The organism is Thiomicrospira cyclica ALM1 (genome assembly GCF_000214825.1).
GTDB lineage: Bacteria > Pseudomonadota > Gammaproteobacteria > Thiomicrospirales > Thiomicrospiraceae > Thiomicrospira > Thiomicrospira cyclica.
In genome coordinates, this window is the sequence record NC_015581.1 from 101,848 (window position 1) to 127,362 (window position 25,515).

At 46.9% G+C, this 25,515-nt stretch carries 23 protein-coding genes and 4 tRNA genes; 22 read left to right on the forward strand and 5 right to left on the reverse strand.

The window, feature by feature from the left end:
- Window position 1 precedes the first annotated feature (1 nt).
- The 4 genes from THICY_RS00485 to THICY_RS00500 form a co-directional block, all read right to left on the reverse strand.
- Complete coding sequence (locus tag THICY_RS00485; RefSeq protein WP_013834658.1) at window positions 2–952, reverse strand: RpnC/YadD family protein; 951 nt, start codon at window positions 950–952, stop codon at window positions 2–4.
- A 103-nt stretch (window positions 953–1,055) separates the two neighbouring features.
- The gene (bioD, locus tag THICY_RS00490) at window positions 1,056–1,781 is read right to left on the reverse strand and encodes a dethiobiotin synthase (protein WP_013834659.1); all 726 of its coding nucleotides are present in this window, start codon (window positions 1,779–1,781) and stop codon (window positions 1,056–1,058) included.
- Between the two features lie 3 nt (window positions 1,782–1,784).
- Window positions 1,785–2,672 (reverse strand): phosphoribosylaminoimidazolesuccinocarboxamide synthase, encoded by an 888-nt coding sequence (locus THICY_RS00495; RefSeq protein ID WP_013834660.1) that lies wholly within the window; start codon window positions 2,670–2,672, stop codon window positions 1,785–1,787.
- Window positions 2,673–2,681: 9 nt separating this feature from the next.
- Window positions 2,682–3,140, reverse strand: coding sequence for a phosphate-starvation-inducible protein PsiE (locus THICY_RS00500; RefSeq protein ID WP_013834661.1), 459 nt, complete (start codon window positions 3,138–3,140; stop codon window positions 2,682–2,684).
- Between the two features lie 189 nt (window positions 3,141–3,329).
- Here THICY_RS00500 and rpe point away from each other — a divergent pair, with 189 nt between their 5' ends.
- From rpe to speE, 9 genes are all read left to right on the forward strand, one after another.
- Window positions 3,330–4,034 carry a ribulose-phosphate 3-epimerase gene (gene rpe / locus THICY_RS00505; protein WP_013834662.1) on the forward strand — a complete coding sequence of 235 codons (705 nt, stop codon included), beginning with the start codon at window positions 3,330–3,332 and terminating at the stop codon, window positions 4,032–4,034.
- Between the two features lie 7 nt (window positions 4,035–4,041).
- Entirely contained in the window at window positions 4,042–4,728 is a 687-nt protein-coding gene (locus THICY_RS00510; protein WP_013834663.1) for a phosphoglycolate phosphatase, read from the forward strand.
- Between the two features lie 3 nt (window positions 4,729–4,731).
- Window positions 4,732–6,246, forward strand: coding sequence for an anthranilate synthase component I (gene trpE, locus THICY_RS00515; protein ID WP_013834664.1), 1,515 nt, complete (start codon window positions 4,732–4,734; stop codon window positions 6,244–6,246).
- Window positions 6,230–6,814 carry an aminodeoxychorismate/anthranilate synthase component II gene (locus tag THICY_RS00520; RefSeq protein ID WP_013834665.1) on the forward strand — a complete coding sequence of 195 codons (585 nt, stop codon included), beginning with the start codon at window positions 6,230–6,232 and terminating at the stop codon, window positions 6,812–6,814. The genes trpE and THICY_RS00520 overlap by 17 nt, the downstream gene beginning before the upstream one ends.
- Before the next feature lie 3 nt (window positions 6,815–6,817).
- Window positions 6,818–7,837 (forward strand): anthranilate phosphoribosyltransferase, encoded by a 1,020-nt coding sequence (gene trpD / locus THICY_RS00525; protein WP_013834666.1) that lies wholly within the window; start codon window positions 6,818–6,820, stop codon window positions 7,835–7,837.
- A 9-nt stretch (window positions 7,838–7,846) separates the two neighbouring features.
- Window positions 7,847–8,653, forward strand: coding sequence for an indole-3-glycerol phosphate synthase TrpC (gene trpC, locus THICY_RS00530; RefSeq protein WP_013834667.1), 807 nt, complete (start codon window positions 7,847–7,849; stop codon window positions 8,651–8,653).
- Between the two features lie 88 nt (window positions 8,654–8,741).
- Window positions 8,742–9,170, forward strand: a complete 429-nt coding sequence (locus THICY_RS00535; protein ID WP_013834668.1) for an OsmC family protein — start codon at window positions 8,742–8,744, stop codon at window positions 9,168–9,170.
- 107 nt (window positions 9,171–9,277) lie between these two features.
- Entirely contained in the window at window positions 9,278–9,784 is a 507-nt protein-coding gene (gene speD, locus THICY_RS00540; RefSeq protein WP_013834669.1) for an adenosylmethionine decarboxylase, read from the forward strand.
- Entirely contained in the window at window positions 9,781–10,608 is an 828-nt protein-coding gene (speE, locus tag THICY_RS00545; protein WP_013834670.1) for a polyamine aminopropyltransferase, read from the forward strand. The genes speD and speE overlap by 4 nt, the downstream gene beginning before the upstream one ends.
- Window positions 10,609–10,638: 30 nt before the next feature.
- On the opposite strand, the gene bioA is transcribed toward speE, so the two are convergent.
- Entirely contained in the window at window positions 10,639–11,970 is a 1,332-nt protein-coding gene (gene bioA / locus THICY_RS00550) for an adenosylmethionine--8-amino-7-oxononanoate transaminase (protein WP_013834671.1), read from the reverse strand.
- 116 nt (window positions 11,971–12,086) lie between these two features.
- Here bioA and THICY_RS00555 point away from each other — a divergent pair.
- From THICY_RS00555 to rpoC, 13 genes are all read left to right on the forward strand, one after another.
- A tRNA-Tyr gene (locus tag THICY_RS00555) sits at window positions 12,087–12,171 on the forward strand.
- Window positions 12,172–12,179: 8 nt separating this feature from the next.
- Window positions 12,180–12,254, forward strand: a tRNA-Gly gene (locus THICY_RS00560).
- Between the two features lie 20 nt (window positions 12,255–12,274).
- A tRNA-Thr gene (locus THICY_RS00565) sits at window positions 12,275–12,350 on the forward strand.
- 51 nt (window positions 12,351–12,401) lie between these two features.
- A complete protein-coding gene (tuf, locus tag THICY_RS00570) occupies window positions 12,402–13,592 on the forward strand; it encodes an elongation factor Tu (RefSeq protein ID WP_013834672.1) in 1,191 nt (396 codons plus the stop codon).
- A gap of 54 nt (window positions 13,593–13,646) precedes the next feature.
- Window positions 13,647–13,723, forward strand: a tRNA-Trp gene (locus THICY_RS00575).
- A gap of 57 nt (window positions 13,724–13,780) precedes the next feature.
- Window positions 13,781–14,164 carry a preprotein translocase subunit SecE gene (secE, locus tag THICY_RS00580; protein ID WP_013834673.1) on the forward strand — a complete coding sequence of 128 codons (384 nt, stop codon included), beginning with the start codon at window positions 13,781–13,783 and terminating at the stop codon, window positions 14,162–14,164.
- A gap of 1 nt (window position 14,165) precedes the next feature.
- Window positions 14,166–14,699, forward strand: a complete 534-nt coding sequence (gene nusG / locus THICY_RS00585; protein ID WP_013834674.1) for a transcription termination/antitermination protein NusG — start codon at window positions 14,166–14,168, stop codon at window positions 14,697–14,699.
- Between the two features lie 51 nt (window positions 14,700–14,750).
- The gene (gene rplK, locus THICY_RS00590; RefSeq protein ID WP_013834675.1) at window positions 14,751–15,179 is read left to right on the forward strand and encodes a 50S ribosomal protein L11; all 429 of its coding nucleotides are present in this window, start codon (window positions 14,751–14,753) and stop codon (window positions 15,177–15,179) included.
- Window positions 15,180–15,185: 6 nt separating this feature from the next.
- Window positions 15,186–15,875, forward strand: coding sequence for a 50S ribosomal protein L1 (gene rplA / locus THICY_RS00595; RefSeq protein ID WP_013834676.1), 690 nt, complete (start codon window positions 15,186–15,188; stop codon window positions 15,873–15,875).
- Window positions 15,876–16,038: 163 nt separating this feature from the next.
- Window positions 16,039–16,533, forward strand: coding sequence for a 50S ribosomal protein L10 (rplJ, locus tag THICY_RS00600; RefSeq protein ID WP_013834677.1), 495 nt, complete (start codon window positions 16,039–16,041; stop codon window positions 16,531–16,533).
- A gap of 39 nt (window positions 16,534–16,572) precedes the next feature.
- Complete coding sequence (rplL, locus tag THICY_RS00605; RefSeq protein WP_013834678.1) at window positions 16,573–16,941, forward strand: 50S ribosomal protein L7/L12; 369 nt, start codon at window positions 16,573–16,575, stop codon at window positions 16,939–16,941.
- Window positions 16,942–17,106: 165 nt separating this feature from the next.
- A complete protein-coding gene (gene rpoB, locus THICY_RS00610; RefSeq protein ID WP_013834679.1) occupies window positions 17,107–21,165 on the forward strand; it encodes a DNA-directed RNA polymerase subunit beta in 4,059 nt (1,352 codons plus the stop codon).
- Complete coding sequence (gene rpoC / locus THICY_RS00615; RefSeq protein WP_013834680.1) at window positions 21,166–25,407, forward strand: DNA-directed RNA polymerase subunit beta'; 4,242 nt, start codon at window positions 21,166–21,168, stop codon at window positions 25,405–25,407.
- Window positions 25,408–25,515: the final 108 nt, after the last annotated feature.

Genomic DNA, 25,515 nt, shown 5'->3' on the forward strand with positions numbered 1-25,515 from the left:
CCTAAGACTTAGACTGCTCGTGTTTATTAAGGTAGTCGATTAGGTCATCTAGCGGGACTTTTAATTTTGTCGCCGCGTCTTTAACAGAAATACCAAAGTCCTTAACCATCGTTTGCGCAGCTTCAAGTTTGCCTTCGAGTTTGCCTTCTTGCTGTCCCTTCATCCAGCCTTCTTGCTGTCCCTTCATCCAGCCTTCTTGCATCGCGATGCGTTCTACGGATGTGACATACGCCATTTTTTGTTCCTCCTCAATCTGGTCGACTAAGACCTTGAATTCAATATCTAAATTATGCGGTAATGTAATCATCCAGTCAATCAGCCGGAAGAGTTCTAGTAGTTGCTGATGCGTGTAGCCCCGTTGGTATAACAACCGAATCAGTTGTTTTTTAGCATCCAGCTGATGTTCCGGTGCCTTATTCAGCTTGGCGTGCAGTTGTGCGGCGACAATCAATGCAAACACATTATCGCTGGCATAGAGTTCTTCAAGGCGATCCTGCCAATCAAGCAACTTTACCATCGGAAACTTAAACGAGATTTCACAACCGCCCAGCTCAAAGCGAAAATGGTCGGGCCGAAATTTTTTATTAACATCGGTTAACACCGCCAAGCTAATGACATCCTTGTCGTACTTGTCGTTAATCCGATAATTATAGCGATACATCCGCCTTGCAAAATCCGCCTCTGGCTCACCTTGTACTTCAACATGAATTAACACCCAGCGCGCAATGCCATCGGTACATTCCACCTGCACCAGCTTGTCGGCATAGGTACGGCCATTTTCCGCATTCGGCAGAATCTGTTGCAGTTCTTTATCGAGGAAAATCACTTCGCGCTGCCAGTTAATTAAGGCATAAACGTGAGGGAACAACAGCGCCAAAAACTCCGGAAAGCGCAGTTCCAGTGCTTCTTTCCACGGGCTGTCGTGGTCTTGGTTATTATTGGATTCAGTCATAAGTGCCTAGGTCTTAGAGTGGTTAAGATTTATCAAGGCTTTAATTATACGTAATTTATAGTATTATCTGAGAGTTTTTAATTATTTTACTAGGTGCTGTTAATTAATAATTAATGACCAGGGGTTTAATTATTTGAGCTTCGGCCTGCCAGGCCTGGTGATAAATGGGCGTATTGGGGAAAGGACTATATTGACTTACCAGCGTGGCTAGGTCGCTGAGATTATGCGCATCGGCATCGGGGGTAATATCATTTAGCACGATCGCTTGCAGTGGCAGGTTGCGTTCGGCAATCGCGGTTAAGCTTAACAGCGCTTGGTTCAGACAGCCGAGTCGATTAGCCACCACCAGTACAATGGGTAAGCCCAGTTTTTGTGCTAAATCGGCATTCAAGCCATCAGGCGTTATTGGGGAATAAAAACCACCAGCGCCCTCAACCAATAGTAAATTTGGTTTTGATGCTAGTTGCTCTGGATGATTCGCCAAGCAGGCCTGGTGTAACTGCGCCAAGCGTAACTGTTGTAACTGTGGATTGGGGCTCTGTGCGATGGCACGAGCTGGCGAGATGGCCGGTTCGAATAGATACGGACAAATTTGTGCCAGCGGCGGTGGGGTTTGACCGGCGGCGATAACGGCTTGTTGCAGTTGTAGCGCGTCTTCGGACAGCAGTTGCTCATTGACCCAAATACAGCCCGAGGCCACCGGTTTGCGCGCAATAATCTGATAGCCCTGCTGGGCAAAACCTTTAATCAGCGCCGCCGATACCCAGGTTTTACCCACTTCGGTATCGGTGCCGGTTATAAATACGCCTGGCATGAATAAAGCCGGCATAACCTAGTTTTCCGTCAGGCGGGCTTGCGCTTCTTGGTACTTGGTGAGCGTGGCCTTGACGACACTGTCTGGTAATTCCGGGCCGGGTGCGGTTTTATCCCAGTCGAGCGTTTCTAAGTAATCACGCACAAATTGTTTGTCAAAACTTGGTGGATTGCTGCCCATCGCGTAGTCTTTGGCTGGCCAAAAGCGTGAACTATCCGGAGTTAGGATTTCATCAATTAATACCAGTTCACCCTGCTCATCTAAACCAAATTCAAATTTGGTATCGGCAATAATAATCCCGCGCGCTAGGGCAAATTCGGCGGCAGACTGATAGAGTTTTAAACTGATGTCGCGTACTTGTGCGGCTAAGTCGGGACCAATTTTGGCCACCATCTGTTGGTAGGTGATGTTTTCGTCATGATCGCCCACGTCCGCTTTGCTGGACGGGGTAAATAAGGCTTCGGGCAGTTGTTGCGCTAATTGCAGGCCTGCTGGCAGTGCGAGGCCACAGACGCTTTGGCTTTGTTGATATTCCTTCCAGCCCGAACCGACCAAATAACCGCGCACAATGGCTTCAATCGGCAGTGGTGTGTAACGGCCTACCACCACACCGCGACCGTCGAGTTGTGCCAACTCATCAGGCGTTAAGTAGTCGCTTAGGCTTAAATCGCTGGCCAAGTGGTTGCGAATAATGCCTTGGGTGTGACGAAACCAAAATTGCGCCATGTTGGCGAGGATGCGACCTTTGCCGGGAATCGGCGTCGGTAAGATCACATCGAACGCGGAAGTTCGATCCGTGGTGACAATTAACAAATGCTGGTCGTCAAGTTGGTATAGGTCACGTACCTTGCCGCGATTAATCAGCGGTATCGAGTTTAGGGACGATTGGTGTAGGGCGGGGGTCATAGTGAGCTCCTAGTCAACATAATCAGATTTTTGGGGTTTCGCAGTGGGGGCAAGCCAACGAGGTCCCATACGGTCTTGTGATGGGAATTTTAATGACCCATAACGTAAAGCCAGTACCGCCAATGCAATTAAGATAATGGTGAAGCCGACCGCGAGCATTTCCCATTCGCTGAGTTCTTTCATCTCCAAAATCAAGTAACGTGCCATCGCAATAATGGCAATATATAAGGGCAGGCGAATCGGTAGTTTACCGGAGTCGAGGTAAATCGCCACCATCGCTAAGACTTCTAGATAAAGAAACAATAACAGTAGGTCACCCAGAGTTACTGTCGCGGTGAGCACCATTTGGGTGACTTCGGTAAATCCAGCGTAGATGGTAGCCAAGGCGATAATCACTAGGCCGATGATTTCAAATACGCCGATGGTGCGGCGAATGGCATGGGTGGTTTTGGTGTGTTGGACACTCACGGGAAAGTCCTTTTTATCAAGCTATTTTTGCCGCATTATAGTGTTTTTGCATCCGTTAAGGTGAAATTTATCCCGATACTGGTAAAATGCTTGGCATTTCAAGGGTTTTATTTGGGTGTAGACTGGGTGTTACTGTCACAGTCGACGGATGTTTTTTATTATTTACCTCTAAGTTATAAGGATTTTACTATGGCTAAGCAATCGAATTGGATCGCGCCTTCTATTTTATCAGCCGATTTTGCCCAGTTAGGCAAAGATGTGAAGGATGTTTTAAACGCGGGCGCCGACGTGGTGCATTTTGATGTGATGGATAACCATTATGTGCCTAATTTAACCATTGGCCCATTGGTGTGTGAGTCGTTAAAAAACTATATGGTGCGTGAAAGCTTAACCGCACCGATTGATGTGCATTTAATGGTTAAGCCGGTGGATCGTGTGATCGGTGACTTCGCCAATGCCGGTGCCGATTATATTACCTTCCACCCAGAAGCATCAGAACACATTGACCGCAGCCTGCAGTTGATTAAAGGGGCTGGCTGTAAAGCAGGCCTGGTATTTAATCCGGCGACCTCGTTAAGCTATTTGGAACACGTGATGGATAAGATTGACATGATTTTGATTATGTCTGTGAACCCTGGTTTTGGTGGTCAGGCGTTTATTCCTCATGCGCTCGACAAGTTGCGTGCGGCGCGTCAGTTAATTGATGCCAGCGGTAAGGACATTCGTTTAGAAATTGATGGCGGTGTGAAGGCTGAGAATATTGCCGAAGTGGCCGCAGCTGGCTGTGATACGTTTGTATCGGGTTCAGGCATTTTTGGTAAGGCCAATGCAGCAGATGCGAATCGTTATGACACGATTATTAAGCAAATGCGCGCTGAATTAGCCAAGGCGTAATCAGAGCATGGTCGCTAAAATTAAACCAGGCCTGGTGCTGATTGATTTGGATGGTACCTTGATTGATAGCGTGCCGGATTTAGCCTATTGCGTTGATGAGATGATGGCGCAATTAGGCTTGCCGTTACGCGGTGAGGCCGCGGTGCGTAATTGGGTGGGCAATGGGGTTGAGCGCTTGGTGCGTCGTGCCTTAATCAATGCCGTCGATGGCGAGCCTGATGAGGCGTTATTTGCCAAAGCCTATCCGATCTTTTTAGAGCTGTATCGGGATAACAATGCCAAACGCTCGCAGGTGTACGATGGTGTGGTTGCCGGCATTGAGTGGATGCTGGCGCAAGGCTATCGTTTAAGTTGTGTCACCAATAAGGCCGAAGCCTTTACCTTACCCTTGTTGAAAGATAAGGGCTTGCTGGATTATTTCGAGTTTGTGGTGAGTGGCGATACCTGTGCGGAGAAAAAACCTCATCCGATGCCACTCTTGCATGCGGCGAAGTTGATGGGTGTCAGCCCGGATAATGCCTTAATGATTGGCGATTCGAAAAGTGATGTGAAAGCGGCCCGTGCCGCGGGCTTCCATGTTTTCTGTATGAGTTATGGCTACAACCATGGCGAAGATATTCGCAATTACGAACCGGATGTGGTGATGGATAGCATGACCGAGCTGGCCAATTATATGCGTGCAAAGGAGAGCTAGGCGATGGCGATGACCCGCGAGCTACTGCGTGATTTACAAGCCCAAGGCTATAGCCACGCGCCGATGGTGCGTCAGTTATTAGCCGATTTTGATACGCCCTTGTCGGTGTATGCAAAATTAGCCGATGCCCCAAACAGTTATTTGTTTGAGTCGGTGCAAGGCGGGGATAAGTGGGGGCGTTACTCGATTATTGGGTTGCCCTGCGACACGCAGGTGCGGGTAAAAGGTCAGCGGGTCAGTGTTTGGCAAGCTGGCGCCCGTGTTGCCGAACAGGTGGTCGATGATCCTTTGGCTTGGTTAGAAGCTTATCAAACTGGGTTTAAAGTTTATGAGCAACCCGGCCTGCCGAAATTTTGTGGCGGATTGGTGGGCTATTTTGGTTATGACACCGTGCGTTATATGGAGCCACGTTTAGCCGCCGGCGTGCCAGCGCGTGATGATTTAAACGCCGATGACATGGTGCTGCTGGTATCAACTGCGTTGGTGGTGTTTGATAATCTAAATGGTCAGGTGCAATGTATTGTGCAGGTGCCTTTGCAAGATCCGAGTATTGATGACCCCTATGCCTATGGCTTGGCGCAGTTGGGGGCGATGGCGGCACAGTTGAGCAAACCTTTAACGCCACCGCAGGATAAGTCTAGTGGTCAGGCGGTGGCCGAGTTGGATTTTAAGTCCAGTTTTGGTGAAGCGGCTTTTAAAGACGCGGTGCATCAAATAAAGGACTATATTTTAGCCGGCGATGCGATGCAGGTGGTGTTGTCCCAGCAGATGTCGATTGATTATCCCTATCGTCCGCTCGACTTGTACCGCGCTTTGCGCCATTTAAACCCGTCGCCCTATTTGTTTTATGTCAATTTGGATGATGTGCATATTGTCGGCTCCTCCCCTGAAATTTTAGTGCGTCTTGAGGATGGTTTAGTGACTGTGCGCCCTATTGCGGGTACGCGCAAACGGGGCGAAGATGCCGCCGCCGATTTGGCCTTAGAGCAGGATTTGCTGGCCGACCCGAAAGAGTTGGCAGAGCATTTAATGCTGATTGATTTAGGCCGCAATGACGTGGGGCGTATTGCCCAAACGGGCGCGGTGAAGCTTACCGAGAAAATGACCGTAGAGCGTTATTCTCATGTGATGCATATTGTGTCGAATGTGGAAGCGCAAGTGCAACCCGGTCTAAGTGCCATTGACGTGTTGCGGGCGACCTTTCCGGCTGGCACGGTGTCCGGTGCACCGAAAGTGCGTGCTATGGAAATTATTGATGAGCTGGAACCGGTAAAGCGGGGCATTTATGCCGGTGCGGTCGGCTATTTAGGCTGGCATGGCAATATGGACACCGCGATTGCGATTCGTACCGCGGTGATTAAAGACGGCCGCTTGTTTGTGCAGGCCGGTGCCGGTATTGTGGCCGATTCGGTTGCGCAAAGCGAGTGGGATGAAACCATGAATAAAGGGCGGGCGGTGTTTCGTGCTGCCGCGTTTGTGAGTCAAGGTATGGGAGCTGACGATGTTGTTAATGATTGATAACTATGATTCCTTTACCTATAACCTGGTGCAGTATTTTGGTGAATTGGGTCAGGATGTGAAGGTGGTGCGTAATGATCAACTGACGCTAGAGGATATTGCCAACTGGCAGCCCGAGTATTTGGTGATTTCGCCCGGGCCTTGCACGCCAACCGAAGCCGGGGTGTCGGTTGCAGCGATTCAACGCTTTGCTGGTGAGATTCCGATTTTGGGGGTGTGCTTGGGTCATCAAGCGATTGGTCAAGCCTTTGGTGGTGAGATTATTCGCGCCAAACAGGTGATGCATGGCAAAACCTCGCCGGTGTTTCATCATGATCTTGGGGTGTTTGCGAATTTGCCGAATCCGGTGCAAACGACCCGATACCATTCGTTGGTGATTAACCAGGCCTGCTTACCGGATTGTTTGGAAGTGACCGCCTGGACTCAAACCGACAGCGGTGAATTTGATGAAATTATGGGCGTGCGTCATAAAACCTTGCCGATTGAGGGGGTGCAGTTTCATCCCGAATCGATTTTGACCGAGCAGGGTCATCAGATGTTGCAGAACTTTTTAGATCAATCGAGGTAGCCGATGTTAATTGCTGACGCCTTGCAGGCACTATTGAAACAACAGGATTTAGCCAGTACGCAGATGCGCGATGTTATGCAGTATCTGATGTCGGGCGAGGCAAGCGATGCGGAAATTGCCGGCTTATTAATTGCCTTGCGGATGAAAGGCGAAACCATTGATGAAATCGCCGCCGCCGCGGAAGTGATGCGCAGTTTATCGGTAAAGGTGAATCTTGGCTCGCTAGACGGCTTGATTGATACCTGTGGTACCGGCGGTGATGGTGCGAATATTTTCAATGTCTCTACCGCGACCGCGTTTGTGGCCGCTGCTGGGGGCGCGAAGGTTGCCAAGCATGGTAATCGTTCGGTGTCGAGTAAGTCGGGCAGTGCTGATTTATTAGAAGCGGCCGGGGTTAACTTAGGTTTGACCGCCACTCAGGTGGAAGCCTGTATTACCGAATTGGGCGTTGGTTTTATGTTTGCGCCGGCCCATCATGGTGCGATGAAGCACGTGATTGGCGTGCGTCGGGCTTTGGGCGTGCGCACGGTGTTTAACTTGCTGGGTCCACTGACCAATCCCGCTAATGCCCCCGCACAGGTGTTAGGGGTTTATGATCGCGGTTTATTAGTACCCTTTGCTCAGGTGTTGAAGCAATTGGGTTCTGAGCATGTGATGGTGGTGCATGCCGCTGATGGTTTGGATGAAATTTCTGTGGTGGCATCCACCTATGTGGCCGAGTTGCGTAACGGGCAGATTAAAGAGTGGCAAATTGACCCGGATGAATATGGCATGGCGCATCCGAGTTTGTTACCCCTGTCTGTGGCCTCGGCTGAAGAAAGTTTGGCGTTAATTCAACAAGCTTTTGCAGGTGAAGCCGGGCCTGCGGCCGATATTATTGCGCTAAACGCGGGTGCTGCGCTGTATGTGGCCGGCCAAGTGACCAGTTTTGCTGATGGCGTAATGCGCGCGAAAACCCTGTTGCGTGACGGTTTGGCGGCGCAGAAGTTTCAGCAGTTTATTGAATTTACTCAAGCAATCTAGCAGGCACGCATGGCAACTCCAACTATCTTAAATAAAATTAATCAACGCAAGCTCGCGGAAATTGCCGCGGCAGAAGCTATTGTACCTTTGGCTGAAATCACCGCACTGGCCGAGCAGACCTGCTTGGATAATCCCGTGCGCGGTTTTGCTGCCGCACTACAAGTCAAAGTTGCGGCCGGTCAAGCGGCGGTGATTGCCGAGATTAAAAAAGCCTCGCCCAGTAAGGGCGTGTTGCGTGAAAACTTTGATCCAGTGGCGATTGCTCAAGCCTATGAGCGAGCGGGTGCGGCTTGTTTGTCCGTGTTAACCGATGTTGATTTTTTTCAGGGCTCGGCAGACTATTTGCGACAAGCACGGGCGGCGGTCAGTTTGCCGGTAATTCGCAAAGATTTTATTATTGCGCCCTATCAAGTCTATGAAGCGCGGGCGATGGGTGCGGATTGTATTTTGTTAATCGCCGCTTCTTTAACCAATGCGCAAATGGTTGAGTTAACCGCGCTTGCCCAAACGTTACAGATGGATGTGTTAATAGAAGTGCATGATGGTGAAGAGCTCGATCGTGCTTTGAGCATTCCGTTGCCGCTGATCGGGATTAATAACCGCAATTTGCATAATTTTGAGGTGAGTTTGCAAACCACTTTGGATTTGTTGGCGCGTTTACCGGCTGACCGATTAGTGATTACCGAAAGTGGTATCTTGTCGGCCGCCGATGTTCAGCTGATGCGTAGCCATGATGTGCATGGCTTTTTGGTCGGTGAGGCCTTTATGCGCGCCCACGATCCGGGTGATGCCTTAGCCGATATGTTTAAGCTGTGATGATTAGCAGGCCTGGTTGAGCATTCTTAACCAGGCCTGCTTATTTGGGTTAGGTTATAACCCGTTATAACAAAGAGAGATCAGGATGATGAATACAATAGCAACAGTGAAATGGGTTGATGGCATGAGTTTTGTGGGTGAAACCGCATCGGGTCATGCTGTGGTGATGGATGGTCCGCCCGATATTGGTGGTAAAAATCTGGGGCCGCGCCCAATGGAAATGGTGTTATTGGGGTTGGGTGGTTGTACAGCAGTTGATGTGATGATGATTTTGCAGAAAGGCGGTCAAGCCGTGCAGGATTGTCGCATTGAGGTGAGCGCGGAACGTGCCGACACCATTCCGAAGGTGTATACCAAAATCCATTTGCATTATGTGGTGACGGGGCATGGTTTATCCGCCGCCAAGGTTGAGCGAGCGGTGAACTTATCGGCTGAAAAATATTGTTCGGTATCGAAAATGTTAGAGCAGGCCGCGTCGCTAACTCATGACTTTGAGGTCGTAGACACGGCGCACTGATTATTTGCGTGAGCGAATTATGCTTGCATTTTGACGTTTAACCGTCATAATTCGCGTTTTTCAAAATTTTATTAATAACATTGAAACAAGGGAAGGTGGGCCAAAAAATGCCTGAAAATATTCTAAAAACCGGTAATGAGCACTTTGAAATCATTGAAAAAACGACAGTGATTGAGTCGTCTTGGCCCACCCATGATCAAGCGGTGGAAGATTTAACCCAAGATCATTTTATTGTGCGCGATGGTAAAGAATATGCAGGCACGCATTTGATTATCGACTTGTGGGGCGCTAAGCGCTTGGATGAGTTGGAGTTAATGGAAGACACTTTGCGCGAGGCGGTGACGAAAGCCGGCGCAACGCTGTTACATATTCATTTGCATCACTTTACCCCGAATGGCGGCATTTCGGGTGTTGCCGTACTGGCCGAATCGCATATTAGTGTCCACTCTTGGCCAGAGCGTGATTTTGCCGCCTTTGATGTGTTTATGTGTGGCGATGCCCAGCCTGAAAAAGCGATTGCGGTTTTAGAAGCGGCGTTTACCCCGTCACACGTTGTGGTTGATACCCTGTTGCGTGGTGATGTGAACAGCGCAGCGACTGAGGATGCCGCGTGAGCGAAATCAGTTATTTAGAAACATTGCACCCGTCCTGGGGGCAGTCGTTTGTGATGGATGAGATTTTGTTTGAAAGCAAAACCGCGCATCAGCATCTGGTAATTTTTAATAATGCCCAGTGGGGCCGTGTTATGGCGCTAGACGGTGTTATCCAAACTACCGAGCGTGACGAATTTATTTATCACGAAATGCTAACCCATGTGCCGATGATGGCGCACCCTTGTCCTAAGCGCGTGCTGATCGTTGGCGGCGGGGATGGTGGTATTCTACGTGAGGTGTTGAAGCATCCTGAGGTTGAGCAGGTTACCCAGGTGGAAATTGATGAGGCGGTGGTGTCGATGTGTCGTACCTATTTTCCGAATCATTCACAGGGTGCGTATGATGACCCGCGTTTAAACCTGGTGATTGGTGATGGCGTTGAGTTTGTTAATCAGACCGCACAAACCTTTGATGTGGTGATTTCTGATTCAACCGATCCAGTGGGGCCTGGTGAGGTGCTATTTACTTCGCGTTTTTATGCCGGGGTGCAGCGTTGCCTCGCCGAAGGCGGTATTTTTGTAGCACAAAATGGGGTGAGTTTTTTGCAGGGCGATGAGCTGAAAACCTCGGCACAGCGTTTGGGTTTAACCTTTGCGCATCGTGGTTTTTATAGCGTTGCCGTACCAACCTATGTTGGCGGCATTATGACACTAGCCTGGGCGAGTGATGCGGTGGATCTTACCACTGTACCACCGCGTGCGGTTGAATTAGCCACCCGTTATTACGCCCCAGCATTGCACCAGGCCTGCTTTGCGTTACCACGCTATATTGCCGAGCAGTTATAGTTAAGTTGCTTAGTCTTGAGCGCTAGAGCGCTAGACAAATGGTCGTTGTTGTTTGAGTGCGGTGTCTTGTTTATCAGCGGCTATTAAAGCTTTCATTACGGCGCTGGCCATCACCTGGGCGATTTGTTGAGCTTCGGTCGCTGTCATGGTGTAGGCCGGCATGCTATAAACCAACTTTCCAAACGGGCGCAGCCAAACACCTTCTTCCAGTGCAAATTCTTGTATTAAGCCAGCCAAATCATCGCGATTTAATTCAATCACGGCTACCCCACCTAAGCAGCGGATACCGACAATATCAGGATGTGCTAGACCTTGCCAGGCCTGACTAAAGATGTGTTGTAGTTGCGTAACGGCCGTTTGCCAATCATAGTCGTTTAGTAGTTTCACGCTTGCATGTGCAATGCGGCAGGCGAGTGGGTTGGCCATAAATGTTGGGCCATGCATGAGCAGGCCTGGTGCTGCTTGGCTAATCCCCGCACGAATCCGTTCATTGCATAGTACGGCGGCCAGGCTTATCATGCCCGCACTTAATCCTTTGCCAAGGGTTAAGATGTCCGGTTCAATATCGGCCCATTCGCAGGCAAACAACTTGCCAGTGCGACCTAGCCCGGTGGCGATTTCATCGGCAATTAATAATACATCGTAGTGTCGGCATAGTGCGGCGGCTTCTTTAAGGTAGTCGGCAGAATAAAAACGCATCCCGCCCGCGCCCTGCACAATCGGCTCAAAAATAAACGCCGCTATTTCATGATGATGCTGTTCCAGTATTTGGGCCAGTGACGCTAAGCAGGCCTGGTTGTCAAGTGGCTCGCTAGGATGGTGGCAAATGGGTGGTGCTTTTGCAAACAAATTTGGCATCAGGTTGTCTGCGAACAGATGGTGCATGCCATCAACCGGATCGCAAACCGACATGGCACCAAAGGTATCGCCATGATAGGCATGCTGTAAGGCGATGAAGCGTGACTTTCTGGGCTGGCCAATCGACTTCCAGTACTGTAAAGCCATTTTGAGGGCGACCTCCACCGCAATAGAGCCAGAATCAGCGAAAAAAGTGTGCGTAAGACTGGGCGGGGAAATATCAATTAAAGCCTGTGCGAGTTCGGTCGCTGGTTGATGGCTAAAGCCACCAAACATAATATGCGGCATCTTCTGCAGTTGCTCACTAGCGGCCGCGATAATGGTAGGGTGATTATAGCCATGAATTGCCGACCACCAAGATGACATGGCATCGAGTAATTGACGACCGTCGTCTAGGGTAATTGTACAACCCTGGGTTGACGATGCCGCTAGTGCTGGTTGACGAGCTGGCAGGCGATTGTAGGGGTGCCAAATATGCTGTTGATCAAATAGAAAGTTATTCATATAGGCTAGTTTAGCGATTCTTTTGATGAATGAAATGCTTGTCAGAATTATTTTAGAACTTTAGTAATCTTTTGTTGACAGGTGTGTTTTTCTAGGTAAAATACGCAACCACATTTGGAGGGTTTCCCGAGCGGTCAAAGGGGGCAGACTGTAAATCTGCTGGCTCAGCCTTCGTTGGTTCGAATCCAGCACCCTCCACCAATATACCTGCGGGTGTCGTATAATGGCTATTACCTCGGCCTTCCAAGCCGAAGACGTGGGTTCGATTCCCATCACCCGCTCCATTTCAAGATTTAAGAATTCAGCTCTCATAGCTCAGTCGGTAGAGCGCTTCCATGGTAAGGAAGAGGTCACCAGTTCGATTCTGGTTGAGAGCTCCATTTTTAGGCTGGGGTGCCCAGTCAATTAGTAACGCTAAAACGGGGTTCGTCATGGCAAAAGCAAAGTTTGAACGTACAAAGCCGCACGTTAACGTAGGAACGATTGGTCACGTTGACCATGGTAAAACGACATTAACAGCGGCATTGACCATTGTGCAGGGTAAGAAGTTTGGTGGTGATGTCAAAGGTTACGACCAGATTGACAATGCACCGGAAGAAAAAGCACGTGGTATTACCATTTCAACAGCACACGTTGAGTATGAGTCCGAGTCGCGCCACTATGCGCACGTTGACTGCCCAGGGCATGCTGACTATGTTAAAAACATGATCACGGGTGCGGCGCAGATGGACGGTGCCATTCTTGTATGTTCGGCTGCTGATGGCCCCATGCCACAAACCCGTGAGCACATTTTGTTATCACGTCAGGTGGGTGTACCTTACATCGTTGTGTTCCTAAACAAGGCGGACATGGTTGATGATGAAGAGTTGCTAGAATTGGTTGAAATGGAAGTACGTGAGTTGTTGTCAGACTATGACTTCCCAGGTGATGATACGCCGGTCATTAAAGGTTCGGCCTTGAAGGCTATTGAAGGTGACCAGTCTGAGATTGGTGAGCCAGCAATCGGTCGTTTGATCGAAGCGTTAGATACCTACATTCCAACACCAGAGCGTGATACGGATAAGCCGTTTTTGATGCCAGTAGAAGACGTATTCTCGATTCAGGGTCGTGGTACGGTTGTAACCGGTCGTATTGAGACAGGTGTTGTTAAAGTAGGCGAAACGGTTGAGATCGTAGGTATCCGTGATACCGTAAGCACTACTGTAACCGGTGTTGAAATGTTCCGTAAGTTACTAGATCAAGGTGAAGCGGGCGATAACGTGGGTGTACTACTACGTGGTACTAAGCGTGAAGACGTTGAGCGTGGTCAAGTGTTGAGTCATGTTGGCAAGATTAATCCACATACTCAGTTTGAATCAGAAGTGTATGTATTGTCGAAAGAAGAAGGTGGTCGTCATACGCCATTCTTCAATGGTTACCGTCCCCAGTTTTACTTCCGTACTACGGACGTAACTGGTGCGTGTGAATTACCATCAGGTGTTGAAATGGTTATGCCAGGAGATAACATCCAGATGACAATCACCTTGATCAACCCAATTGCGATGGACGAAGGTTTACGCTTCGCGATTCGCGAAGGTGGTCGTACGGTTGGTGCGGGTGTTGTTTCTAAGATTTTGAAGTAATTAAATCTTGCAAAAATTAAAAGGGACTGATATAGTCCCTTTTTTTAATTTTCTAGGGGTATAGCTCCAATTGGTAGAGCCGCGGATTCCAAATCCGAAGGTTGGGAGTTCGAATCTCTCTACCCCTGCCAAATTTTAACGGTCTGTATCCAAGGTGCAGGTCGTTTTTTTTAATTGTACTGAAACCAATGAATAAAAATCCAGAAGTTCAAGAAGCACGCAGTACAGCGGATACCGCTAAGCTGGTATTGTCTCTATTTATATTAGTGGGCGGTATCTTCGCCTATTATTACCTGTCTGATCTCCATGCCGTAATTCGTGTATTGGTGGTAATTGCGGGCGCCGTTGGCGCCGTTGCTGTGTTGTATACAACGGCTCTAGGTGGGTCGTGGTTTAAATACTTAATTCAGACAAAAAAAGAAATACGTCAGGTCGTATGGCCGACACGTAAAGAGACAGCACAAACAACGCTCATTGTGGTTATTGCCGTCATCATCGTGGGTATTTTCCTATGGTTGATTGATATGTTCTTCCTATGGGCGGTGAAGTTATTGACCGGACAGGGAGGCTAAAATGGCAAAACGTTGGTATGTAGTACATGCATTTTCTGGTTATGAAAACAAAGTTAAGGCCGGTATTGTTGAATATGCTGAGCGTGCGGAGTTAAGTGACCATTTCGGGCGTATCCTAGTGCCCTCGGAAGAAGTTGTTGAAATTCGAGATGGTAAAAAACGCACCAGTGAACGTAAATTTTTTCCTGGCTATGTGTTGGTTGAAATGGAATTAAGCGAAGAAACCTGGCACCTAGTTAAGAGTGTACCCCAAGTGCTTGGTTTTATTGGTGGTAAGAGTGATAAGCCTGCGCCAATAACCCAAAAAGAAGTGGATAGAATTTTACAGCGTGTTGAAGAAAATGTAGACAAGCCACGGCCTAAAATCATCTACGAACCAGGTGAAATGGTTCGAGTTACAGATGGTCCGTTTACCGACTTTGAAGCCGTTGTTGAAGGCGTTGACTACGATAAAAATAAATTACAAGTATCAGTATTGATTTTTGGGCGCTCAACGCCGGTTGAGCTTGAGTTCTCACAGGTCGCAAAAAGCTGATTTTTTTAACGGGGAGCCGCAAGGCGCTATTACCCAACTAGGAGTGTAACAATGGCTAAGAAAATTGCAGCCTATATTAAATTACAGATTCCTGCAGGTGCAGCGAATCCAAGTCCGCCCGTTGGTCCAGCTTTGGGTCAGCGTGGTGTTAACATCATGGAGTTCTGTAAAGCGTTTAACGCCCAGACAGCCAATGTTGAAAAAGGACTTCCATTGCCTGTTGTTATTACTGTTTACAGTGATAAGAGCTTCACATTCATTACTAAAACCCCTCCGGCCGCTGTGTTGTTGAAAAAAGCAGCTGGCATCAAGAGTGGTAGTGCCGTACCTAACCTAAACAAGGTGGGTAAGGTTACCCGTGCTCAGTTAGAAGAAATTGCTACTACAAAAATGCCGGATTTGAATGCTAACGATTTAGACACAGCAGTTAAAATCATTGAAGGTTCCGCGCGTAGCATGGGCCTAACGGTTGAGGGGTAATAAGACATGGCAAAATTAACAAAAAAACAAAAAGTAATGGTTGAGCGTGTCAATAAAGACTCTTCTTATGAGGTTATGGCTGCGCTTGATCTTGTTAAAGAGTTGGCAACGGCAAAATTCGATGAAACTGTGGATGTTGCTGTTAAGTTAGGCGTTGACCCACGTAAATCTGATCAGGTTGTTCGCGGTGCAACAGTATTGCCGAATGGTCTTGGTAAGACTATTCGTGTTGCTGTATTTACCGGTGAAGCGAACCAGGCGGCTGCTAAGGCAGCAGGTGCTGATTTCGTGGGTATGGATGAGTTGGCTGCTGACATTAAAAAAGGCATGATGGACTTTGACGTAGTTATTGCAAGCCCAGATGCCATGCGTGTTGTAGGTGCGTTAGGTACTGTTTTAGGTCCACGTGGCTTAATGCCTAACCCTAAGACAGGTACTGTAACGCCTGATGTTGTGACTGCGATCAATAACGCAAAAGCAGGTCAAGTTCGTTACCGTGTAGACAAGGCCGGTATTGTTCATGCTCCAATCGGTAAGGCGTCTTTTGATAGCCAAAAATTGAAAGAAAACTTGGCAGCCCTTATTGAAGACTTGAATAAAGCTAAGCCTTCCGCTGCTAAGGGTGTATATATGAAGAAGGTTTCCTTATCCAGTACCATGGGTCCTGCGGTAGCTGTGGAACAGTCTTCAATCTAAATTCCTGTTGTTCTTTTGAATAATGGGTTGCGGTTTGGGTCTCCTAAATGTGAGTGCCCATCGCAGACCGTAGGTGGTTGTGAATAGAACAACCTTAATTGCATTTGCGGCCTACGTAGATGAGTAGTTTAGTTACATCGTAACTAAACTTATGGAGGTTAGAATGGCACTTAAACTCGAAGATAAAAAGCTTGTCTTAGAAGAAGTTTCTGCTGTATTGGCAGATACCGTTTCTATAGTCGTAGCTGAATATCGTGGGTTGACAGTGGAGCAGATGACTAAGCTTCGTTCTCAGGCTCGCGACAATGGTGTTGTTGTTCGCGTAGTTAAAAATACCCTAGCTAAACGTGCATTTGCAGGAACACCTTATGAAGACATGAGCGCTTCATTGGTAGGACCTGTTGTTTTGGTGTTCTCTCAGAAAGAACTATCAGGCGCAGCGCGTGTTGTTAAGGCATTCAAAAAAGAAAACGATGCTATGGTTGTTAAAGCAGTATCAATTGGTTCAGGCACCCTTGACGCTAATCAATTAGATATGGTTGCATCACTACCAACTTACGACGAAGCAATTGCAAAACTAATGTATGTAATGAAGGCACCGGTCGAGAAATTGGCTCGTACGCTGGCAGCTTACAAAGAGTCACGCGAAGCGGCTTAATTTTTTGCATTAGTTATTTATTACATTTAGGAGATAAACATGTCTGTATCACAAAACGATATCTTAGAAGCCGTTGCCAATATGACGGTAGTCGAAGTTGTTGAATTAATTTCAGCAATGGAAGAAAAATTTGGTGTATCTGCTGCAGCGATGGCTGTTGCTGGTCCAGCTGCTGCCGCTGAAGCTGCTGAAGAGCAATCAGAGTTCAACGTAGTTTTAACCAGTGCTGGTTCTAACAAAGTTGGTGCGATCAAAGCTGTTCGCGCAATCACTGGTCTTGGCTTAAAAGAAGCTAAAGACGCGGTTGAAGGTGTTCCAACTGTGCTTAAAGAAGGCGTCTCTAAAGAAGAAGCTGATGAAATTAAAAAGCAAGTTGAAGAGGCTGGCGGCCAGGTTGAGATCAAGTAATAGCTTGATTTTAACTGCTTAGCTGCAGTGAAAATGGCTGACATTTCGGTGTCGGCCTTTTGTGTTTTATCAGTGTGTAAAAGCGTCATATTTTAGTTTGATACGACCCTTTTATACATTTACTTGAAGTCCCACAATTTAATAACCCGATTGTCGAGGTATTCCATGTCATACTCGTTAACCGAAAAGAAACGTATCCGTAAAGATTTTGCCACTCAAGCATCAATGCTTGATGTGCCGTACCTACTGTCTTTGCAAAAGAGCTCCTACCACGATTTTATTCAATTAGATAAAAAACCGAATGACCGCATTGCGATGGGTCTTCACTCTGCCTTTAAGTCTGTATTTCCAATTAAGGGTGTCGCTGGCACAGCGGACTTGGATTACGTCAGCTATCATCTAGGTCAGCCTGAGTTTGATGTTAAGGAGTGTAAACAGCGTGGCGTAACTTATGCGGCGCCTCTGCGCGTCAAGATGCGGTTGGTGATTTATGATAAAGAAGCGCCTGCCAGTAATCGCCCTGTTAAGGATATTAAAGAACAGGAAGTTTATCTGGGTGATATGCCCTTGATGACCGATAACGGTACTTTTGTTATTAACGGTACCGAACGTGTAATCGTAACGCAGTTGCATCGTTCGCCGGGCGTTATCTTTGATAATGACAAGGGCAAGTCACATTCTTCTGGCAAAATTTTATTTAACGCGCGGATTATTCCATACCGTGGATCTTGGTTGGATTTCGAATTTGACCATAATGATTGTTTGTTTACGCGTATTGACCGTCGTCGCAAATTACCCGTTTCAATCCTGCTACGTGCAATGGGTTATGACAACGAGCAAATTTTATCTGCTTTCTTTGACACAACACCAATTCGTATTACTAAAACTAAAATTGTGATGGGCATTATTCCTGAGCAATTGAAAGGTCAAGTAGCCGCATTTGATATGGTTGATAAAGGAGAAGTGATCGTTGCGGCGGGTAATCGTATTACTGCTCGGAGTATCAAGCAATTTGAGCAGGCTGGCTTAAAAGAGATTGATGTGCCAGAAGCTTTCCTGGTTGGCAAGGTAGTGGCAGAGAACCTGGTTGATAAGTCAACAGGTGAGTTATTAGCGGCTGCAAACACTGTGATAACAAGTGAATTGATTGCGAAGATGCATGAGATTGGTAAAGTACAGCTTGGTGTATTGTTTGTTGACGAGTTACTTCATGGTCCATATATCTCAGATACTTTGAACCTAGACAGTACGAGTACTCAATTAGAAGCACAGATCGAAATCTATCGTATGATGCGCCCAGGTGAACCGCCAACAAAAGAGTCTTCTGAAGCTCTATTTAATAGTCTGTTCTTCCAAGAAGAGCGTTATGACTTGTCCAATGTTGGTCGCATGAAATTAAACCGTCGTTTAGGGCGTGATAACAATGATGGTCGTTTGGTTTTAGAACCGGATGATATTGTAGAAGTAATTCGGGAGCTTATTCGTATCCGTAATGGTGAGAGTATGGTTGATGATATTGATACTTTAGGTAATCGTCGAATTCGTGCTGTTGGTGAAATGGCCGAGAATGCTTTCCGTGTTGGTTTGGTTCGTGTTGAGCGTGCCGTTAAGGAGCGACTTAATCAGGCCGAATCTGATGGTTTAATGCCTCAGGATTTGATTAATGCTAAGCCGGTTTCGGCGGCGATTAAAGAGTTCTTTGGTTCTAGCCAGTTGTCTCAATTCATGGATCAGGTTAACCCCTTGTCAGAAGTGACGCATAAGCGTCGTGTTTCTGCGCTTGGCCCGGGTGGCTTAACTCGTGAGCGTGCAGGTTTTGAGGTTCGTGACGTACACCCCACTCATTATGGCCGCGTTTGTCCTATTGAAACGCCTGAAGGACCAAACATCGGTCTAATCAATTCGTTGGCTGTTTATGCAAAAACCAACGAATACGGTTTCTTGGAAACACCTTACCGTCGTGTTATTGATGGTCAGGTTTCTGATGAGATTGTATATATTTCTGCAATTGATGAAGCACAGTATATCATTGCGCAGGCGAGTGCTCGCTTAGATGATTCCGGTCGTTTTGTTGATGACTTGATTTCAGCGCGTCATCAAAATGAATTTACCTTGTCAATGTCGAAAGACATAAACTTGATGGACGTATCTCCGAAGCAAATTGTTTCAGTTGCAGCCGCATTGATTCCATTCCTTGAGCACGATGATGCTAACCGTGCCTTGATGGGTTCAAACATGCAGCGTCAAGCAGTACCGACGCTTCGAGCCGATAAGCCGTTAGTAGGTACCGGTATTGAGAAAACGGTAGCAATCGATTCTGGTGTAACCGTGGTTGCCGAGCGCGGTGGTGAAGTGGTTTCTGCGGATGCGTCGCGTATTGTAGTGCGTGTTAATGCCGATGAGATTAGTGAGGGTGAAACGGGTGTTGATATTTATAATCTTATTAAATATCAACGTTCAAACCAAAATACGTGTATTAACCAAAAACCCATTGTTGCCGCTGGTAATTTAGTTGCGCGCGGCGATGTATTGGCTGACGGGCCTTCAACTGATTTAGGTGAGCTGGCTCTAGGTCAGAATATGCGTGTTGCTTTCATGCCTTGGAACGGTTACAACTTTGAAGACTCCATCCTAGTATCTGAGCGTGTTGTGCAAGAGGATCGTTTTACAACAATTCATATTGAAGAATTTACCTGTTTAGCACGTGATACCAAGTTAGGTCCAGAGGAAATTACCGCTGATATTCCGAACGTGGGTGAGTCGGCTTTATCTCGTCTGGACGAGAGCGGTATTGTTTACATCGGTGCCGAAGTGAAACAGGGTGATATTCTGGTTGGTAAGGTTACCCCAAAAGGGGAGACCCAGTTAACACCGGAAGAGAAGCTACTACGTGCCATCTTTGGTGAAAAAGCATCGGATGTTAAAGATACGTCATTGCGAGTCTCTAAGGGTATTGAAGGCACAGTTATCGATGTGCAAGTCTTCACTCGTGAAGGGATGAAGAAGGATTCGCGTGCCCAAGCAATTCATGAAGAAGAGCTTGATGCCGTTCGTAAAGACATTGATGAGCAATACCGTATTCTGGAACAGGATAGCTTGGCTCGTTTGCGCACAATTCTTGTTGGTCAAACCACACTGGAAGGTAAAACCTTAACAGCTGATCAATTGGCCATAATGGATAGTAAGTCTTTATTCCTTTTGAATCTTAACGATGAAGATTTAATGCGTCAGTTAGAAGCACAGGAAGACCAGCTTAATACTAAGCGTAAGGGCTTGAATGACGCCTTTGAGGAAAAGCGTAAAAAATTAACTCAGGGCGATGATCTGGCGCCAGGTGTGTCGAAGATGGTTAAGGTCTACGTGGCGATTAAGCGTCGTATTCAGCCAGGTGATAAGATGGCCGGCCGTCATGGTAATAAGGGTGTAATCTCTCGTATTTGCCCTGTTGAGGATATGCCATTTGATGAAACAGGTCGTCCGGTTGATATTTGTCTGAACCCACTAGGTGTACCTTCTCGTATGAACGTTGGTCAGATTTTAGAAACCCATCTAGGTTTAGCGGCAGAAGGCCTGGGTCAGAAAATTGATGCCATGTTACGTCGTGAAGCGGATTTGGCAGAGGTTCGTAGTTTCTTGGATAAGATTTATAACGAAACCCAAGGCCAAGGCGTTGATTTTGCCGCCTTTAGTGATGATGAGTTGATCGAACTGGCACGCAACCTATGCAAAGGCGTACCGATGGCAACGCCTGTTTTTGACGGTGCTGGCGAGGGTCAAATCAAAGCATTGTTACGCTTAGCGGATCTACCAGAGTCAGGTCAAATGCGTTTATTTGACGGGCGTACAGGTGAAGAGTTTGATCGCCCAGTAACAGTGGGTTATATGTACATGCTCAAGCTTAACCATTTGGTTGACGATAAGATGCATGCGCGTTCAACCGGTCCATACAGCCTCGTGACTCAGCAACCATTGGGCGGTAAAGCTCAATTTGGCGGTCAGCGTTTCGGTGAAATGGAGGTGTGGGCACTAGAAGCATATGGTGCGGCATTCACTCTGCAGGAAATGTTAACGGTGAAGTCGGATGACTTGAATGGTCGTACGCGAATGTACAAAAACATTGTCGATGGCAATGAGTACATGGAGCCGGGGATGCCTGAATCCTTTAGCGTGTTGCGTAAAGAAATTCGTGCATTAGGTATTGATATTGAGTTGGAGCAAGACTAAATGAAAGATTTAATCGGTTTTCTAAAAAAACAAAACGTTTCCAGTGAATTTGATGCGATCAAAGTATCACTTGCTTCACCTGAAAAAATTCGTTCATGGTCATATGGCGAAGTTAAGAAGCCAGAGACCATAAACTACCGTACATTTAAACCAGAGCGTGATGGTTTGTTTTGTGCCAAAATCTTTGGTCCAATTCGTGATTATGAATGCTTGTGTGGGAAGTATAAGCGCCTTAAACACCGTGGTGTTATCTGCGAAAAATGTGGCGTTGAGGTCACTCAGTCAAAGGTGCGTCGTGAACGTATGGGTCATATTGACCTAGCAACGCCGGTTGCGCATATCTGGTTTTTGAAGTCGCTTCCAAGTCGTATTGGTTTAATGTTGGACATGACGCTTAAAGAAATTGAAGCGGTATTGTATTTTGAAGCCTTTATGGTTGTTGATCCTGGTCTGACACCTTTAGAGGCTTGGCAGTTGTTAACAGAAGAAGAGTATCTTGATGCATTAGAAGAGCATGGCGATGAATTTGAAGCCATGATGGGTGCTGAAGCTATTAAACGTATGTTGCAGTCGATTCCCTTAACGGAAGAGGCCGCTCGTTTACGTTCAGAAGTTGAAAACACCAACTCTGAAACCAAGCAAAAGAAAGTATCTAAGCGACTGAAGTTGATTGAGTCGTTTATTCAGTCAGGTAATAAGCCGGAATGGATGGTGTTAGAAGTTCTGCCGGTATTGCCGCCAGAGTTGAGGCCATTAGTGCCTTTGGATGGTGGCCGATTTGCGACCTCTGATCTTAACGATTTGTACCGCCGAGTGATTAACCGAAACAATCGTCTTAAGCGTTTATTAGATTTGATGGCGCCCGATATTATCGTGCGTAACGAAAAGCGTATGTTGCAAGAAGCCGTAGATTCATTGCTGGATAACGGTCGTCGTGGTCGTGCGGTTACCGGTACTAACAAACGCCAGTTAAAATCTTTAGCCGACATGATTAAAGGTAAACAAGGTCGTTTCCGTCAAAACCTGCTCGGTAAGCGCGTTGACTACTCAGGTCGTTCAGTCATCGTAGTAGGCCCAACCTTACGTTTACATCAGTGTGGCTTGCCAAAGAAGATGGCACTTGAACTTTTCAAGCCCTTTATTTTCAGCAAACTGCAAAAACGTGGATCAGCACCTACAATTAAGGCTGCCAAGAAAATGGTTGAGCAGAGCTTGCCAGAGGTTTGGGACGTGCTTGATGAAGTGATCCGTGAGCACCCGGTACTACTAAACCGTGCGCCAACATTGCACAGGTTGGGTATCCAAGCGTTTGAACCGGTATTGATTGAAGGTAAGGCTATTAACTTACATCCGTTAGTGTGTTCAGCTTTCAACGCCGACTTTGATGGTGACCAGATGGCTGTACACGTGCCTTTGTCATTGGAAGCTCAGCTTGAAGCGCGTACGCTAATGATGTCAACTAACAACCTATTGTCACCAGCAAACGGTGATCCTATCATCGTACCTTCGCAGGACGTTGTATTGGGTCTTTACTACATTACCCGTGAGAAAATCAATGCTATTGGCGAGGGTAAGGCGTTTGTTAACTGGCAGGAGGTAACACGCGCACTAGAGGCAAAAGTTGTTCATTTGCATACGCGTATTAAATTGCGGGTTAATGAGACTTTGATTGAAGAGGGTGTCGAGCGTTGCCAAACACGTATTGTTGATACAACTGTTGGCCGTGCGTTGTTAAGCCGTATTTTGCCTAAGGGTTTATCCTATGACCTGATCAACACTAATTTAACGAAGAAAAATATTAGTAAGGTTTTAAACACTTGTTATCGTGTGCTAGGTCCAAAAGAAACCGTTATTTTTGCTGACCAATTGATGTATGCCGGCTTTAAATGGTCAACGATGGCAGGTCTGTCCTTCTGCTCGGATGACATGTTGATTCCAGATGAGAAGGCGCCCATTCTTGAGCGCGCAGAAGAGCAGGTTAAAGAGATCCAGACTCAGTATGCGCAAGGACTTGTAACCGAGGGTGAGCGTTATAACAAAGTTGTCGACATTTGGTCACATACTAACGAATTAGTAACCAAAGCGATGATGGAGGAGTTGCAGTACGATTTGACTGTCGATGCCAAAGGTGAACAGGTTAAAGAAACATCTTTTAACTCGATTTATATGATGGCAGACTCAGGTGCTCGTGGCTCGGTTGCCCAGATGCGCCAGTTGGGTGGTATGCGTGGTTTGATGGCTAAGCCAGACGGCTCGATTATTGAAACACCTATTACTGCTAACTTCCGTGAAGGTTTGAACGTACTTCAGTACTTCATTTCAACCCATGGTGCGCGTAAAGGTTTGGCGGATACAGCATTGAAAACAGCTAACTCAGGTTACCTAACCCGTCGCTTAGTTGATGTTGCACAAGACGTGGTTGTAACCGAACATGACTGTGGTACCCATGCTGGCATTGAAATGACCGCGCACGTAGAAGGTGGTGATGTTATCGAATCATTACGCGAGCGTATTCTGGGACGGGTGTTAAGCGAAGCTGTTCTAGATGCCGCTGGCAATGTGCTCGTTGAAGAGGGTACGTTGCTTGATGAAAAACTAGTTGACTTGATTGATGCTAACGGCATCGACCGCGTAAAAGTTCGTTCACCGATTACCTGTGAAACAAAGTTTGGTGTGTGTCAAAAGTGTTACGGTCGTGATCTTGCCCGTGGCCACCTGGTGAATATGGGTGAGGCTGTTGGCGTTATGGCGGCACAGTCAATCGGCGAGCCAGGTACTCAGTTGACCATGCGTACATTCCACATTGGTGGTACAGCATCGAAATCAGCGGCTCAAAGTCAGGTTGAAGTGAAATATGAGGGTAGTGTTAAGTTTAATAACTTGAAGACAGTACGTAACTCAGAAGATAAAGTGATGGTTACAACTCGTTCTGGGGAAGTAACCATTCAGGATGCAGCGGGTCGTGAGAAAGAGCGTTATAAAATTCCTTACGGTGCAATACTAGTGGTGACAGAAGGTCAGCAACTAAGCTCTGGTGAGATTATTGCAACCTGGGATCCACATACTCACCCAGTTATTTCAGAGGTAGCGGGTCTAGTCGAATATGGTAACTTTGATGGTACGGTTGAAGAAAAACTTGATGAGTTAACCGGTTTAGTGACTCGTGTCGTTAAGGGTTCTAAAGAGCGCTCTAATGCAATGAAAGATGCGCGTCCTTTTATTCGTCTAGTTGATGAAAAGGGTGAAAGTATCTGTTTTGCAGGTACTCAAACACCTGCAATTTACTATCTACCAGAAAATGCCATTGTATTAGTGCAAAGTGGTGCAAAACTAACTTCTGGTGACGTATTGGCACGTATTCCACAAGAGTCTTCAAAAACAAAAGATATCACTGGTGGTTTGCCACGTGTTGCCGACCTTTTCGAGGCGCGACAACCGAAAGAGCCTGCGATTATGGCGGAAGTTAGTGGTGTAATTTCTTTTGGTAAGGAAACCAAAGGTAAGCAACGATTAATCATTACCCAAGACTCAGGCGAGCAGTATGAGACCTTGATTCCAAAATGGCGTAGTGTCAACGTGTTTGAGGGTGAGCGCGTTGAGCGCGGGGATGTGATTGTTGAAGGTAGCCCCAATGCTCATGATATTTTGCGCCTTCTAGGTGTAGAGCGCTTAGCTGAATACATTGTGGATGAAGTGCAAGATGTTTACCGACTACAAGGTGTTCGTATCAACGACAAGCATATCGAATCGATCATACGTCAAATGTTGCGCAAGGTTGAAATTCGTTCTGCGGGTGACACGGGATTGATCAAAGGCGAACAAGCTGAATATGCACGTGTGCTAGAGCTCAATGAGAAAATGCGCGAAGAAGGTAAAGTCGAGGCTACCTATGAGCGTATTTTATTAGGTATCACCAAATCATCCTTGGCAACGGAATCGTTCATCTCGGCGGCTTCTTTCCAAGAAACTACGCGAGTCTTAACTGAGGCAGCAGTCAGTGGTAAGCGTGATACTTTGGTTGGACTGAAAGAAAACGTTATTGTCGGACGTTTAATTCCAGCTGGGACAGGTTTTGCTTATCATCAAGCGCGCCGCAAGGCTAGTGCTGAAGTTGATAGTGAGTTACGAGCATTCATACAAAAAGAAGTTTTCACTGATGGCGATGATATAAGTGAAGATATTTTAGAAGAAATGCCGGTCATTGACGACCGAATGATGGAAGTTGAAGAGTCAGAGCAATAAAAAATCAATAACTTATTGCTTGACTTCTAGTAAGTGGATAACTAAAATTCTGAAACCCTGTTTGTGGGTGTTAAACTCACAAACATTTGGCTAATGAGTTAAGTCTCA